At 73.1% G+C, this 14,574-nt stretch carries 11 protein-coding genes; 4 read left to right on the forward strand and 7 right to left on the reverse strand.

From position 1 onward, the window contains the following. A complete protein-coding gene (locus C6W10_RS17095) occupies positions 1-1,119 on the reverse strand; it encodes an NAD(P)-dependent alcohol dehydrogenase (protein ID WP_107258933.1) in 1,119 nt (372 codons plus the stop codon). A gap of 92 nt (positions 1,120-1,211) precedes the next feature. Further along, entirely contained in the window at positions 1,212-2,063 is an 852-nt protein-coding gene (locus C6W10_RS17100) for an N-formylglutamate amidohydrolase (RefSeq protein ID WP_107258934.1), read from the reverse strand. A gap of 164 nt (positions 2,064-2,227) precedes the next feature. On the opposite strand from C6W10_RS17100, the gene C6W10_RS17105 reads away from it, so the two are divergent. Further along, positions 2,228-4,120, forward strand: a complete 1,893-nt coding sequence (locus C6W10_RS17105) for a CocE/NonD family hydrolase (protein WP_234361816.1) — start codon at positions 2,228-2,230, stop codon at positions 4,118-4,120. A 179-nt stretch (positions 4,121-4,299) separates the two neighbouring features. Further along, a complete protein-coding gene (locus tag C6W10_RS17110) occupies positions 4,300-5,673 on the forward strand; it encodes a hypothetical protein (RefSeq protein ID WP_107258935.1) in 1,374 nt (457 codons plus the stop codon). Positions 5,674-5,725: 52 nt separating this feature from the next. Here the strand turns inward: C6W10_RS17110 and C6W10_RS17115 are convergent, their stop codons facing one another. Next, positions 5,726-6,742 (reverse strand): NAD(+)/NADH kinase, encoded by a 1,017-nt coding sequence (locus C6W10_RS17115; RefSeq protein ID WP_107258936.1) that lies wholly within the window; start codon positions 6,740-6,742, stop codon positions 5,726-5,728. Between the two features lie 288 nt (positions 6,743-7,030). On the opposite strand from C6W10_RS17115, the gene C6W10_RS17120 reads away from it, so the two are divergent. Both C6W10_RS17120 and C6W10_RS17125 read left to right on the forward strand, forming a co-directional pair. Then, positions 7,031-7,639 (forward strand): amphi-Trp domain-containing protein, encoded by a 609-nt coding sequence (locus tag C6W10_RS17120; protein ID WP_107258937.1) that lies wholly within the window; start codon positions 7,031-7,033, stop codon positions 7,637-7,639. A 110-nt stretch (positions 7,640-7,749) separates the two neighbouring features. After that, entirely contained in the window at positions 7,750-8,967 is a 1,218-nt protein-coding gene (locus tag C6W10_RS17125; protein WP_107264024.1) for an epoxide hydrolase family protein, read from the forward strand. A 24-nt stretch (positions 8,968-8,991) separates the two neighbouring features. Here C6W10_RS17125 and C6W10_RS17130 read toward each other — a convergent pair whose 3' ends face one another. The 4 genes from C6W10_RS17130 to C6W10_RS17145 all read right to left on the reverse strand — a co-directional run bounded on the left by C6W10_RS17130 (position 8,992) and on the right by C6W10_RS17145 (position 14,547). Next, positions 8,992-11,787, reverse strand: a complete 2,796-nt coding sequence (locus tag C6W10_RS17130; RefSeq protein ID WP_159104625.1) for a BTAD domain-containing putative transcriptional regulator — start codon at positions 11,785-11,787, stop codon at positions 8,992-8,994. 188 nt (positions 11,788-11,975) lie between these two features. Continuing rightward, a complete protein-coding gene (locus tag C6W10_RS17135; RefSeq protein WP_107258939.1) occupies positions 11,976-12,653 on the reverse strand; it encodes an MBL fold metallo-hydrolase in 678 nt (225 codons plus the stop codon). A gap of 83 nt (positions 12,654-12,736) precedes the next feature. Then, positions 12,737-13,393 (reverse strand): response regulator transcription factor, encoded by a 657-nt coding sequence (locus tag C6W10_RS17140; RefSeq protein ID WP_107258940.1) that lies wholly within the window; start codon positions 13,391-13,393, stop codon positions 12,737-12,739. Further along, positions 13,390-14,547 carry a histidine kinase gene (locus tag C6W10_RS17145; RefSeq protein ID WP_234361818.1) on the reverse strand — a complete coding sequence of 386 codons (1,158 nt, stop codon included), beginning with the start codon at positions 14,545-14,547 and terminating at the stop codon, positions 13,390-13,392. Before C6W10_RS17145 ends, C6W10_RS17140 begins: the two co-directional genes overlap by 4 nt. Positions 14,548-14,574 lie beyond the last annotated feature (27 nt).

Below are 14,574 nucleotides of genomic sequence, written 5' to 3' on the forward strand. Positions count from 1 at the left end.
CTACTCGTCGGCGAAGCGCAACACCGGCTTGATCGTACGACCGGCGTGGACGTCGTCGGCGGCGCGCTGGATCTGCCCGAAGTCGTACCCGGTGACCAGCCGGTCCACCGGTAGCCGGCCCTGCCGGTGCAGCCGGATCAGGGTCGGGATCAGCGACTGTGTCTCCGCGCCGCCGATGGTCACCCCGACCGCCGACCGGCCGGGCAGCATGGCGTTGACGTCCACCGGGACGGTGGTGCCGAACGGCGGCACGCCGACGAACGCGAAGATCCCGCCGACCGCGAGGCTGGCCAGACCGGCCGAGATGACCGCCGGCACGCCGGTGGCGTCGAGGATCCGGTCGACGCCGTGCCCGTCGGTCAGCCGGGCGAGGGCCTCGGCCAGGTCGTCCGAGCCGGTGTCGACGGTGTCGGTGGCGCCGAGTTCGCGGGCCAGCCGGAGCCGGTCCGGCACCCGGTCCACCGCGATGATCTGCGTGGCGGGGCTCAACGCGGCGGCCATCACCGCGCTCAGCCCGACGGCGCCGGTGCCGAGGACCGCGATGCTGGCGCCGGGGTACGGGCGCAGCACGTTGAAGACGGTGCCGACGCCGGTCGCCACGCCGCAGCCGAGCGGGGCCAGTACCTCGAGCGGCGCCTCCGGGTCGACCCGGACGACGCTGCGCTCGTCGGCGAGGGCCAGCGCGGAGAAGGACGACTGCCCGAAGAAGTGGCCGTGCAGCTCGCCGCCGTCCGCCCCGGCCAGCGGGGCGGTGCCGTCCGGGCGGGCGCCGCGGAGCAGGTTGCGGGGCAGCCAGGTGTGACAGAGCGAGGGCTCGCCGCGGTGGCAGGACCGGCAGCTTCCGCAGGAGGAGAAGGAGAGCAGCACCCGGTCGCCCGGTGCCACCGAGGTGACGGCCGAGCCGACCGCCTGCACCACGCCGGCACCCTCGTGGCCGAGTACCCCGGGCAGCGGAAACGGGGCGAAGCCGGCCTGCACGGTCAGGTCGGTGTGGCACATGCCGGCGGCGACCATCCGGACCAGGACCTCGTGCTCGGCCGGGCCGTTCAGCACGATCTGCTCGACGACGAAGGGCTTGCCGGCGCCGCGGACGACCGCCGCGGTGGTGGGGAGCGGCATCTGGTCTCCTGCTGGTCGGTCTACCACCCGGATCGGTCGGTCAGACATCGACGATGCTGACTGCATGTTTCTAGCGCCCGGAGCACCGGGCGTCAAACCCGGCGGTGACGGTCGGTGCCGGCGTCCACCGCGTCGACCAGGGTGGCCAGGGCGCCGGCCAGCGCGGCCAGGCCGTCGGTGGGCGGGCCGCCGGGTTCGACCAGGTAGCCGTCCCGCCGGATCTCCACCATCAGGGCGGTCACCCGGCGGTCCCGGCCGTAGTAGCGCAACGGCACGTAGCAACCCGCGAACGGGGTGTCGACGCCGGTGTCGCCGAAGCCGGCGAAGGCCGCCCGGCCGGCCGCCAGCAGCCAGCCCGGGGTGTGCGCCGGATCGGTGCCGAGGCAGACCGCCGGCCGCTCGGTGCCGCCGATCTCGTACGGCAGCCGCCGGCTCGGATAGGAGTGCACGTCCAGCAGGGTCACCCGACCCCGGGCCGCCAACCGGGCCGCCACCAGCTCGGTGACCGCCCGGGCGTAGGGGCGGTACCAGCGGTCGAGCAGCCGCTCCTCGGCGACCGGGTCGTCGGCGCGCAGCCGGGAACCGTCGCTGGTCCGGGTGTAGACGGCGGCCATCCCGACCGCCCGCATCGACTCCCGCTCGTCCGGGAAGCGCTCCGGGTCGACGACCAGCCGGGAGAGCAGGTTGACGAACGTCCACGGGGTACACCGGGCGGAGCCGGCGGCCCGGGCCGCGATCAGGTCGGTGTGCGCGTCGGTCATCCGGGCCAGTTCGGCCGCCAGGGCGGCGTCGTCGAGCAGCAGCTCGGCGCGTACCTCCGGCGGGATCAGCCGACCGGCGTGCGGAACGTGCAGGACCACCTCGCTGTCGGCGGCGCCCGGCACGACCCGGAAGCCCGCCGACCCCTCCGAGCCACCGTGCCGCACCAACCACCGCCGTCGCATCGACCCATCCCGGCGGACACCGACCCAACGACGGCCCGGTCACCGCAGGTCCTTGCGCGTGCCGTCGAACCCGGACGGGTCAGCTTCCGACAGATGTACGTTGTTCGATCACCATTTCCGCCCGTAGCCTACCCACGCCCCTGACCGGCGAAAGAGGAGTGTGTATGGGTCGGATCAGTAGGATCTGGCGGGTCGGACTCGCGGTGCTGCCGATGGCGGCGGTGGCCGTGCTGGGCGTCACGCCACCGGCGTTCGCCCAGGCCGGGCCGTCCATCGTGGTGAGTGACGGGGTCACCCAACCGGTGTTCGGGTACGCCGACGCGATCCGGGAGCGGCTCTTCGTCGACTCGACGTTCGACAGCGACAACGACGGCCTGCGCGACATCATCGCGTTCGACGTCATGCGCCCCAGGGCCACCGCCGACGGGCTCAAGGTGCCGGTCATCATGGACGCCAGCCCGTACTACTCGACCGTCTGCCGGGGCAACGAGTCCGAGTGCAAGGTCGACATGGACGGTGACGGCCTGCTCGACAAGTGGCCGCTCTTCTACGACAACTACTTCGTGCCGCGCGGGTACGCGGTGATCCTGCTGGACATGGTCGGCACCAACAACTCCACCGGCTGCCCGACCACCAACGGCGACCCGGACAACCTGAGCGCCAAGCAGGCGATCAACTGGTTGAACGGTCGGGCCACCGCGCGGAACGCGGCCGGGCAGGTGGTCAGGGCCGACTGGCACAACGGCCGTACCGGCATGATCGGCAAGTCGTACGACGGCTCGCTGGCGATGGCGACGGCGGTGACCGGCGTCAAGGGGCTGACCACCATCGTGCCGATCAGCGGCCCGGCGGAGTACTACGACTACACCCGCAGCAACGGGGTGATCACCCGAGGCAACAGCTATGTCGCGTCGCTGGCCAACACGGTGACCAACCCGGACCGCCGGGACTACTGCAAACCGGTCCGGGACGCGATGGCCGCTGCCGACGGCGACGAGACCGGCGACTACTCGGCCTTCTGGACCGAGCGCAGCTACGTCCGGAACGTCGACAAGATCAAGGCCAGCGTGCTGCTCTACCACGGGCTCAACGACGACAACGTCCGCCCGGACCACTTCAGCAAGTTCTGGTACGCGCTGGCCGCGCACGACGTGCCGCGCAAGCTGTGGCTCTCCCAGGAGGGGCACGTCGACCCGTTCGACTCCCGCCGGACGGTCTGGGTGAACACCCTGCACCGCTGGTTCGACTACTGGCTGCACCAGGTACCGAACGGGATCATGGACGAGCCCCGGGTCGACCTGGAGCGCTCCGCCGACGTCTGGGAGACGCACGCCGACTGGCCCGTCCCGGGGACGACCGAGACCGAGGTCTTCCTCCAGCCGGGTGCCGGCGGCGCCGGTGGTCTCAAGCTGGTGCCGACGCGGAAGCCGGCCACCGAGACCTTCGCCGACGACCCGGCGCAGCGCCAGGACGCAATGATCAACAACCCGGACACCGTCACGCCCAACCGGCTGGCGTACCTCTCGGAGCCGCTGCGGGCCCCGCTGCACGTCTCCGGTACGCCCGTGGTGCGGCTGCGGGCCGGCGCGAACGCCACCGACACCAACTTCGGGGCGATCCTGGTCGACTACGGCACCGCCGAACGGGTGGCGCACCGGGCCTCCGGGGAGGGCATCATCACCCTGGAGACCCAGGACTGCTGGGGCGAGACGAGCCCGACCGACGACGGCTGCTACAAGCAGACCCAGAAGCGGGTCGCCACCGCCGACCTCGAACTGGTCACCAAGGGCATCCTGGACGCCCAGAACCGCCAGTCGATCCGCAAGGCCGCCCCGCTGGTCCCGGGCAAGCTCTACAACTTCGATTTCCCGCTGCTGCCGGAGGACTACGTCTTCCAGCCGGGCCACCGGATCGGCGTGATCGTCGTCGGGAGCTACCCGCAGTACTCCAGCCAGGCCGACCCGAACCGGGCCACCATCGACGTGGCGCTGAAGACCAGCCGGATCGTACTGCCGATCGTCGGCGGTACGCCCGCCGCGCACGCCGCCGGGCTGTGACCGTACGCCCCGCCGGCCGTCACCCCGACGGCCGGCGGGGCAGCACCGGTCCGGGTACGGATAGCCCGGGCCACCCCGTCGGGCCGCCGCCAGGTGTATGATCCGCCGGTTGAGCCCTACCCCTGCGGCGTGTGCCCCGGACGCCGGCACCGGGCTCGCGACCGTATGGAGGATGGCGCATGTCCCAAGGCCAGGAGCTGTTCGACCTGCACGAGGACAAGACTTCGCGGCCCAGTTTCGAGACCACGCTGCGCGGTTACGACAAGCGGCAGGTCGAGCAGTACGTGGCGCAGACCGCCAACGAACTCTCGAAGCTGGTCTCCGAACGCGAGCAGGCGTTCAGCCACATCCAGGGGCTGACCGTCCATCTCCAGCAGGTGCAGGCCGAGCTGACCGAGTTGCGGGACCGGCCGCCGCAGGTGGACCGGGCGTCGTTCCGCGACCTGGGCCCGATGGTCGACCAGATCATGGCACTGGCCGAGAAGCAGGCCGGGGTGATCGTCGACGCCGCCGCCCAGCGGGCCACCGAGCACCAGAACGAGGCGGAACGGGTCCTCGCGGACGCCCGCGAGCAGGCCGAGAAGCTGGTCGCCGAGGGCGAGGCCAGCCGGGAGCGCGCCGAGCAGGAGGCGCAGCGGGTCAGCGAGCGGAGCGCCCAGCAGGCCGAGCGGGCGCAGGCCCAGGCCGAGTCGATGCTGGAGGCGGCGCGCAACCAGATCCAGCAGGAGATCGAGGCGGCCCGGACGCGTACCCAGCAGGAACTCGGCCAGTGGCAGGCCAACGTGGAGCGGGAGCTGACCGAGCTGCGCAACAGCACCGAGGCGGAGCTGACCCGGGTGCAGAAGCAGGTCGAGGAGGAGAACGCCAACCTCCGGTCGGAGGCACAGCAGTACGCCTCCGACCTGCGCCGACGGGCGGACGAGCAGGCCACGGCGCACCAGCAGCAGCTCGCGGCGCTCCAGGAGGAGATCGAGACGCGGCAGCAGTCGCTCGGCCAGTTGCAGGCGGCCCAGGAGAGCGCGCAGCAGAAACTGGCGCAGTCCCGCCAGGAGGGTGCCACGGCGGAGCAGGAGTTCGCCCAGTTGCAGCAGCGGCTCGGTGAGGTCCGGCAGGACCTGACCGCCGAACTCAACCGGCTGGACGAGGCCCGCCGGGCGGCCGAGCAGGCCGAGCGGCAGGCGGCCGAGGTGCGGGCCCGGACGCAGCGCGAGGCGAAGCGGCTGGCCGACCGGGCCGCCGCCGCGGTGCTGGCGGCTGCCGCGATCACCGGGGAGACCGGCGAATACCAGATGGTCGCGGTGCGCCAGGAGGCCAACCGGGCCATGGCCGAGCAGGCGGCGGAGCCGGTCGAGCAGCCCGACCTGCCGGAGCAGCGCGAGCCGGTCGAGCAGCCGGAACCGGCGGTGAACATGTTCGAGCCGGTCGAGCAGCCCGAGCCGGCGGTGAACATGTTCGAGCCGCAGCAGCACCCGCACCAGCCACAGCACCACGGGCATCCGCACTCGCAGCCGCCCGTCTACACCCCGAACGGCGCCGACCCCGGCCGGTACTAGTCACCCCCGTGGCCCGGTCGCCGGTTCGTCGCGGTCCGTCGTCCGGGTGCGCTCAGCCGTCGGCCTGGTCGGGCCGCCGGCTGTCCGCCACCGCCGCGGGCGCGTCGGCGAGGGAGAACCGCTCCCGCAACCGTGAGTAGAACCGGGAGGGGCGCAGCCGTACCAGCCGGGCCGGCTCGCGCGCCGGCAGCACCGTCACCCAGTCGCCGGGATCGAGTACCCCGCGAAGCTGCCCGTCCACGCTGACCGCGACCTGCCCCGACTGGTCGAGGACGCGTACCGTCACCGCCTCCTCGGCGGCCATCACCAGGCTGCGGTTGAAGACCATGTGCGGGGCTACCGGGGTGAGGACCAGCGCGCCGAGTCGGGGGGAGAGGATCGGGCCACCGGCCGCGAAGTTGTAGGCGGTGGAGCCGGTCGGACTGCCCACCACGAGGGCGTCGGCCGAGTAGGACGCGAAGAGGGTCTCGTCCAGGTACACCCCGAGACTCGCCTGACGGTCCCGGGCCAGCTTCTCGAAGACGATGTCGTTGAGTGCGGTGACGTCCAGCGCCACGCCGGGCTGGTCGACCGGTTCGGCGGTACGGGGCAGTGGCGGGGGCGGTGGCAGCAGCGGCCCGCGCCCGTAGCGCAGCAGCGCCTCCATCCCGCCGGGGATCTCCAGCGGCCGGGAGGCGCAGAGCGTCAGCATCAGCCGCTCGTCGAGCTGTACCCGGCCGGAGAAGAACGCCTCCAGCGCCGTGTCGATCTCGGTGGGCTCGATCTCGGTCAGGAAACCCACCCGGCCGACGTTGACGCCGAGCACCGGTACCCCGTCCTTGGCGGCGATCCGCGCGCCCCGCAGGAACGTCCCGTCCCCGCCGATCGTCACCACCAGCGCCGGGTGCCCGGCGGCCTCGGCCTCGTCACCCGCGTTGCGCCGTTGCCGGTGTTCCCAGGACGGCTCCCAGACGTCGATGTCGCTGATCCCGATCGAGTGGTCGGCCGCCCAGCCGCGGACGGTCCGGGCCGCCGCCACCGCCGCCGCCCGGCCCTCGTGCACCACCAAACCGATCCGCTGACCCGTCATGCTCTCTCTCGTCTCTGCTGCCTGGCGCCCGCGTCACCGGCCCTCGGGCGGTGAACGATCCGGTCGCGGTCCTGGGCACTGCCTACCACGAACCTGGTCGACCAGCCCGGACCGACCCGGGCCGGTCCCGTGCCCCGGCGGTGTGGGTGGCGGTACCCCCGTCCGGCGACGATCTCGGTGTGCCGGTGGCGGGGTGTAGGCCGGGATCGTCGGTGCTCCGCATCGGGGCGGCACCGTGGCGTTGCCCGGCCGGACCCAGGCGCGGCCGGTCCTGTGTGGAGTGCGAGCATGGCGGCCATGGAAATCTACGAGGACGAGCGTACGGTGTCGCGGGCGGACCTGGCGGGCTGGCTGCGCCAGCTGGCCCACCAGCTCGATTCGGAGGGAAAGATCTTCTACGGCGCGGCCGGTGCGGTCGCCGTCACCGACCAGGTCGAATGTGAGCTGGAAATCGAGCGCGACGGCGCCGAGATCTCCGTGGAGATCGAGTTCTCCTGGACGGATCCCGCGGCCGCCACCAGCGCCGCCGAGGACGAGGAAGACGACGAAGACGAAGAAGAAGACGAGGACGAAGAAGACGGGGACGAGGAAGGCGAGGGCGAGGAAGGCGAGGGCGAGGAGGGCGACGGCGGAGCGGACGAGGAGTCGACCAAGCCGGCGGCCGCCGAGGCGGCGGCGCTGACCAGCGGACCGGCCGGCCCGAGCACCACCGCGAGCACCGGAGCCGAGTCGTCCAGCCCGGTTGGCCCGGCCACCACCGCGAGCACCGAGGCCGAGTCATCCAGCCCGGCCGGCTCGACCACCACCGCGAGCACCGGAGCCCAGTCGTCCAGCCCGACCCAGGCTTCCGGGACCGCCGAGCCGGCGGGTGAGGGCCGGCCGGCCGGAGCGGCCTGACCTCCGGTCGGGACGGCCGCCGGGTGGGCACCCGGATCTCCGACCGGCCCACCCGGCGGCTGCGCAATTCCGGCCAGGAGCTGACCGGAGTGCGGCCTAGCGTGACCGCCATGACCAACCCCGAACCCCTGATCCGTCCCTTCCGCATCGACATTCCCCAGGCCCAGCTCGACGACCTGCACGCGAGGCTGGCGAACACGCGCTGGCCGGACGAGCTTCCCGGCGTCGGCTGGAGCCGTGGCGTACCGCTGGGATATCTGCGGGAACTCGCCGAGTACTGGCGGACGAAGTACGACTGGCGGGTGCACGAGGCGGCGCTGAACGAGTACCCCCAGTTCGTCACCACCGTCGACGGGCAGAACCTGCACTTCCTGCACGTACGCTCGACCGAGCCGGCCGCCACCCCGCTGCTCCTGCTGCACGGCTGGCCGGGTGGCGTGGTCGACTTCCTCGACGTGATCGGGCCGCTGACCCAGCCGGGTGCGTACGGCGCCGACCCGGCCGACGCGTTCCACCTGGTCATCCCGTCGCTGCCCGGGTTCGGCTTCTCCACCCCGCTGGCCGGCCCCGGGATGGGGCCGGCCCGGATGGCGGCGGTACTCGGCGAGCTGATGTCCCGACTCGGCTACCAGAGGTACGGCGTACAGGGTTACGACACCGGCGCCTGGGTGGGCCCGGAGCTGGCCCGGCGCCATCCGGACCGGGTGGTCGGGCTGCACCTCAACGCCCTGCTCACCTTCCCGGCCGGCGTCGACGGCGAACTGGACGGGCTGACCGAGGTCGAGCAGCGCCGCTGGCAGGCGATGCAGGACTTCAACGACGGCTACCTCCAGTGCAACTCCAAGCGGCCGCAGACGGTGGCGTACGCGCTGCACGACTCGCCGGTCGGCCAGCTCGGCTGGATCGTGGAGAAGTTCAAGGAACTCACCGATCCCGAGGAGGGCCTGCCGGAGCAGAGCGTCGACCGGGACCGGATGCTGACCGACGTCACCCTCTACTGGTTCACCGGCACCGCCGGCTCGGCCGCGCAGATCTACTACGAGTCGATGTCGGCGACCGACTGGGCCGGGGACTGGGACGGGGGCGGCAGCGACGACGGGAGCGCCGGGGCGGAAGCCGGAGCCGGGGAGTGGGCGGCGGCGTCGCGCGGCACCGTACCGACCGGGGTGCTGGTCTCCACCCACGACGTGACGATCCGGCGCTGGGCGGAGCGGGACCATCACGTCGTACGGTGGACCGAACTCGACCGGGGCGGGCACTTCCTCGCGATGGAGGCCCCGGAGCTGCTGGTCGGCGATGTCCGGGAGTTCTTCCGGCAACTGCGCTGACGCGCACGCGGCTCGGCGCGGTGCTCACTCCCGGAGCTTGCGGCGCAGGGCCGCCGCGTCCGGCGCGCCGAGTTCCTCGTAGACGGCGAGGGCCTGCCGCCAGACCACCCGGCCGTCCTGGCGGCGCCCGGCCGTCCGCAGCGCGTCGCCGAGCCGGTGCAGGCTGGCCGCGTGGTACCAGCGGTCGTCGAGGTCCCGGTAGATCTCGGCGGCCCGCCGGTACTGGGCGATCGCCGCGCCGTGTCGGCCCAGTTGGCTGTGCGCGGTCGCGGCGGCCTGCAAGGCCCGGGCCTCACCCCGGCGGTGACCCATCGACCGGAAGATCTCCAGGGACTCCGTGATCACCGGTACCGCCTCGGCGGGCCGGCCGGCGACGGTCAGGGTCAGCGCGATCTGGTAGAGCGAGATCGACATGTTTCCGGTCTCGCCGTGCGCCCGTTCCAGCGCGTACGCCTGCCGGCTGCACCGCAGCGAGCGCAGGTGCTCACCGGCGTCCCGGTACGCGGCGCCGAGGTTGCTCAGCACCGTCGCGATGCCTGCCGGGTCGTCCACCTCCCGGAAGATCTCCAGGGCCCGCTGGTGCGTCCGCACCGCCAGCCCGGTCTGCCGGGTCGACCGGTAGGCGGTGCCGATGCCGCTGAGCATGTGTGCCTGGCCGATCCGGTCACCGGTCCGCTCGGCGGCGCGGAGTCCGGCCCGGTGGGTGCGGATCAGCTCCGCCCAGGCCCGGGTCAGGTGCAGGTGGACCCAGGTGGCGTAGGCGAGGCGCCAGCAGAGGTCGTCGAAGCCGCGCGCCTGCGCGAGTTCCACGGCGGCGATCAGGTTGTGCCGCTCGGTCCCGTACCACTCCCGCGCCTGCCGCTCGGCGGAGAAGGTCAGCGGTGCGACGTCCGGTGGTACTCCCGGCACCGGCACCGTCACCTCGGACTCGCTCGGCTGGAGCAGCGGCCGGGCGTTCAGGGCACTGCGGGTCAGCCATTCGACCAGCCGGCGTTGACTGGCGTCGCGCAGTGCGGGCGGGTCCTGCTCGGCGGTGAGTTCGGCGGCGTACGCGTAGAGCAGGTCGTGCACCACGAACCGGTCCGGGGCATGCTCGCTGACCAGGTGCGCGGCGGCGAGTTCGTCGAGCGGGGGCCGGCTGCGCGGCTCGTCGACCCCGGCCAGGGTGGCGGCGGCCGGTGCGGAGAGCTCCGGGGTGGGGTGCAGGCCGAGCCGCCGGAACAGCCGGGCGGCCGGCGTGCCGAGGGTCCGGTGCGACCACGAGAAGACCGCGCGTACGTCCACCGCCGTGTCCGGGCTGGCGAACCTGTCCAGCCCGTCCCCGGCCTCGGCCAGTTGCCGGTGCAGCGCCGCCAGCGGGAAGTCGGGGCGGGCGACAGCCCGGGCGGCGACGATGGCCAGGGCCAGCGGCAGCCGGCCGCACGCCTCGACGATCCGGTCCACCGCCTCGGGTTCGGCGTCGATCCGTTGCCGGCCGAGCCGGGCGGCGAGCATCTGCCGGGCCTGGCACGTGGTGAACGGGTCCAGCCGGACCGACCGGGCCCCCTCGGTCACCACCAGCGCGGATAGTTCGTTGCGGCTGGTGATCAGCACGAAGGATCCGGTCCCGCCCGGCAGCAGCGGCCGGACCTGCTCGGCGTCGCCCGCGTTGTCCAGCACGATCAGCATCCGGCGGCCGTCCATCAGGGACCGGTACAGCCCGGTCTGCCCGTCGAGGTCGGCGGGGATCTGCGCGGTGGGCAGCCCGAGCGCGCGCAGGAAGAGCGCCAGCGCGTGCTCGGGGGTCACCGTGGCCCGGTCGTCGTAGCCGCGCAGGTTGACCCAGAGCTGCCCGTCGGGGAAGGACTCCGCGACCCGCCGGGACCAGTGCAGCGCCAGCGCGGTCTTGCCGACCCCGGCCGTACCGTTCAGGACCAGGATGCCGGGGGCGCCACCGGGGCGGAGGTCGCGGGTGTGCAGCAGGGTGTGCAGCCGGTCCACCTCGGCGCTCCGGCCGGCGAAGCCGGAGACGTCCGGCGGCAGCTGCCGGGGTACCGGCGGCAGCCCCACCGTCTCGGCGGGTGCCGTCGGGGTGCCGGCGAGCACCTGGGCGTGCAGTCGCTGGAACTCCTCGCCGGGGTCGAGCCCCAGCTCCTCGGCCAGGTGCCGGCAACCCTGGTGGTAGGCGTCCAGCGCCTCGGCCCGGCGCCCGCTGCGGTGCAGTGCGGTGACCAGTTGCAGCCACAGCCGTTCCCGCAGCCGGTCCCGGGCGGTCAGCCCGCGCAACTCCTCGACGAGTTCGGCGTACCGGCCGAGCCGCAGGTCCACGTCGATCCGCCGCTCCAGCGTACGGAGTCGCTGTTCCCGCAGGCCGGGGACGCTCTCCCGATGCAGCAGTTCGGACGGTACGTCGCAGAGCGGATCGCCGCGCCACTGCCGCAGCGCGGCGCGCAGCGCCGTCGACTCGCCGTCCGGATCGCAGCGCCGGGCCGCCCGGTCGGCCGCCAGCAGCCAGTGCCGGAACCGCCCCAGGTCGACGAGATCGTCGCCGGCCTCGATCAGATAGCCGTCGGAACCGGTGCTGATCAGTGGTGGCGAGCCCGCCTCTTCGAGCAGTGCCCGCAGCCGGGTGACATACAACTGCGCCGCCCGGCGAGGATTGTCCGGCTGCCGGTCGTCCCAGATCGCCTCGGTCAGCCGTCCGACCGAGACGAGCCGGCCCGTCTCCAGCAGCAGTGTCGCCAGCAGTGTCCGGCACTTCGGCGACCGGATCGGCACCGGCCGGCCGTCCACCCGCACGTCGATGGGCCCGAGCAGCCCGAATTCCACCCCGTTGACCATCGCCCTCTCCGCCCCCGCGTCTTCGACAGGCTGACACAACATCGGGCAATCGGAAATACGCAGCCTGACGTACACATACAGGGTCGCGGGAACAGACAATATCGGTTTACCGACGCGACGGAGATCAATTCCTGAATCGGTTGCGCAATTCCGCAATGCAATGGCGAATCGCCCGGGGCACGGCGGCGTCAAGGGGGGCCGGGCCGCCCGACGGTGATGCCGGCGCCCGGTTCGATCAGGGCGTGGAAGACGACGCCGAGCCGCTCGACGTACCGGCGGTAGGTGTCGTAGCGCTGCTGAAGGAAGAAGTCCCGGGCGTGACCGTCATGGACCGGCAGCACCGCACCGGGTTGGAGTTGGGCGACGAATCCGGCCACCGCGCGTTCGGTCAGGAAGGGCGCCGTCACGGGTACCGCCGCCACCGCGACACCCCGGTGGGCCAGCAGCCCGGGGTGCAGCGAGTCGCCGCAGTGCAGCAGTACTCCGCCGACCAGGTACGCGGTGTTGGCCGGGGTGTGGTCGTCGAGGATCGGCTCGTGGTCGGCGGGAACGCCGTCGAGCCGGAGTGCCCCGATCCGGTACTCGCCCGCCTCCACCACCGTCACGTCGAGTCCGTACCCGCGCAGCGCCTGCGCGGTTTCCCGGTTGCCGAGCAGTCGCGCACCGGTCCGGTGCACGATCTCGACCAGCGCCGCCGGGTCGGCGTGGTCCGGGTGGTGGTGGGTGAGGGCGACGGCGTCGAGCCGGCCGAAGTCCTCCGGGCGTACCCGGCCCTCGGCGAAGCTGAACCGGCCGGGATCGATCAGCAGCCGCACCCCGGCCTCCTCGACGAGCAGGCACGAGTGCAGGTACTTCGCGACCCTCAACCGCCGGCTCCGTTCCCCGGGTGTCCCGGCGGGCTACCCCCGGAACTCGGCGGGCAAACCCGGAATCGGCCGGGCCGAATGCCTCAACCGAGCCCGACGACGTGGTTCTCCCAGGCCCAGGCCGCGATCTCGACCCGGTTGCGCAGCCCCAGCTTGGTCTGGATGCCGGAGAGGTGACTCTTGACCGTGCTGATCGAGATGAACAGCTCGGCGGCGATCTCGGCGTTGGTACGCCCCCGGGCGATGGCCCGGACCACCTGGAGCTCCCGTTCGGAGAGGGCCCGGGCGGCCCGCCCGCTGCCGGGTGCCCCGATGCTGCGCAGGTGGCGCAGGAGTCGCACGGTGACCGAGGGCGAGACCAGGGCGTCACCGGCGTGCGCGGCCCGGACCGCCTCGACCAGCAGCGCCGGGCCGGCGTCCTTGAGTACGAAGCCGACGGCTCCGCCGCGGAGTGCGCCGTAGAGGTACTCGTCGAGGTCGAAGGTGGTGACCACGACCACCCGGAGTGGATCGGAGATGTCGGGGCCGGCCAACGCACGGGTCACCTCGATGCCGTCGAGCCGCGGCATCCTGATGTCGACGAGGCTGACGTCCGGGCGCAGTCGTCGGGCGAGCGCGACCGCCTGCCCGCCGTCCGAGGCCTCGGCGACCACGTCGATGTCGGGCTGGTCCTCCAGGATGAGCCGCAGGCCGCTGCGTACCATCGCCTGGTCGTCGGCGAGCAGCACCCGGATGGTCATCGACGGCTCCCGGCCGGTACGGGCACGGTGGCGCGTACCGCCCAGCCGACGTCGGGACCCGGCCCGGCCCGGAAGGTGCCGCCGAGCGCTTCGAGACGCTCCCGCATCCCGATCAGCCCGTAGCCGGCACGGTGCGGGTAGCGGGTCGCGGCCGGCGGGGCGTCGTCGACGACCTCGACGGTGACGGCTGTCCGGTCCCGGCCGACGGTCACCGTGACCGAGCGGGCGTGTGGGGCGTGCCGGGCGACGTTGGTCAGCGACTCCCGTACCACCCGGTGCACCGTAGTGGTCACCTCGGGCGGCCACGTCGAGGTCTCCTCGCCGTCCGGCAGCCGCAGCCGTACCGCCGGCCCGTGCCCGTCGAAGCGCCGGACCAGCTCGCCGAGGTGTTCGGGGTTGGGGCTGGTCGGGGCGGCGTCGTCGGTGTCGCGCAGCAGTCCGACCACCCGGCGCATCGCGGCCAGCGCGTCCGAGCCGGCCGACTCGATGCCGGCCAGGGCCGCGCCGGCCCGCTCGGGATGCCGGCGGGCGACGATCTGGGCCGCCTGGGCCTGCACCACGATGCCGGTGATGTGGTGGGCGACGACGTCGTGCAGTTCCCTGGCCAGTTCCAGGCGCTCGTCCCGGCGTACCCGATCGGCCACGGCCCGGCGGCGGGCGGCCAGCAGCCGCAGGCCCAGCCCGACCGTCAGCGCGGCGAGCCAGCCCAGGGCGTTCAGCCCGGGGACGCCGCCGACGACGGTGCCGGAGGGTGGGAAGGCGAGATGGGCCCCGACCACGATGCCCAGTCCGGCGACCGCGATCGCGCCGGCCGACCGTACCGGGAGTCTCCGGACCGCCGAACCCACCAGCACGGCGAGGGCGAGGGCCGAGGCGGGGCCGGGCTCGGCGGGCAGTCCGGCGGCCCGGGCGACCACGATGGCGACGGCCGCGACGGCGAGGCCGGCGACCGCGGCCCCGAGCCGGTGTCGCCGCCGCGTCAGGGCGAGGCCGCAGACCACCGCTCCGGCGGCGCAGCCGAAGAGCCAGTAGTGGCCACCCCAGCTCGCGGCGAGCGCGGTCGCCGTGCTCAGCAGGGCGGCGCCGAAGAGGATGCCGAGCCCGGCGTCGGCGGCGACCCGGGCCCGACCGGCCAGCCGGTTCGCGACGTTCACGCCGGTCAGGCTACGGAATTGAGCCGG

The sequence above is a fragment of the Plantactinospora sp. BB1 genome, assembly GCF_003030385.1.
Classification (GTDB): domain Bacteria; phylum Actinomycetota; class Actinomycetes; order Mycobacteriales; family Micromonosporaceae; genus Plantactinospora.

Coding starts and splice junctions, on each gene's coding strand:
- C6W10_RS17130 (WP_159104625.1), bottom strand. CDS start 11,787: ATGGTCAACGGGGTGGAATTCGGGCTGCTCGGGCCCATCGACGTGCGG.
- C6W10_RS17100 (WP_107258934.1), bottom strand. CDS start 2,063: ATGCGACGGCGGTGGTTGGTGCGGCACGGTGGCTCGGAGGGGTCGGCG.
- C6W10_RS17095 (WP_107258933.1), bottom strand. CDS start 1,119: ATGCCGCTCCCCACCACCGCGGCGGTCGTCCGCGGCGCCGGCAAGCCC.
- C6W10_RS17110 (WP_107258935.1), top strand. CDS start 4,300: ATGTCCCAAGGCCAGGAGCTGTTCGACCTGCACGAGGACAAGACTTCG.
- C6W10_RS17125 (WP_107264024.1), top strand. CDS start 7,750: ATGACCAACCCCGAACCCCTGATCCGTCCCTTCCGCATCGACATTCCC.
- C6W10_RS17140 (WP_107258940.1), bottom strand. CDS start 13,393: ATGACCATCCGGGTGCTGCTCGCCGACGACCAGGCGATGGTACGCAGC.
- C6W10_RS17105 (WP_234361816.1), top strand. CDS start 2,228: ATGGGTCGGATCAGTAGGATCTGGCGGGTCGGACTCGCGGTGCTGCCG.
- C6W10_RS17120 (WP_107258937.1), top strand. CDS start 7,031: ATGGCGGCCATGGAAATCTACGAGGACGAGCGTACGGTGTCGCGGGCG.
- C6W10_RS17115 (WP_107258936.1), bottom strand. CDS start 6,742: ATGACGGGTCAGCGGATCGGTTTGGTGGTGCACGAGGGCCGGGCGGCG.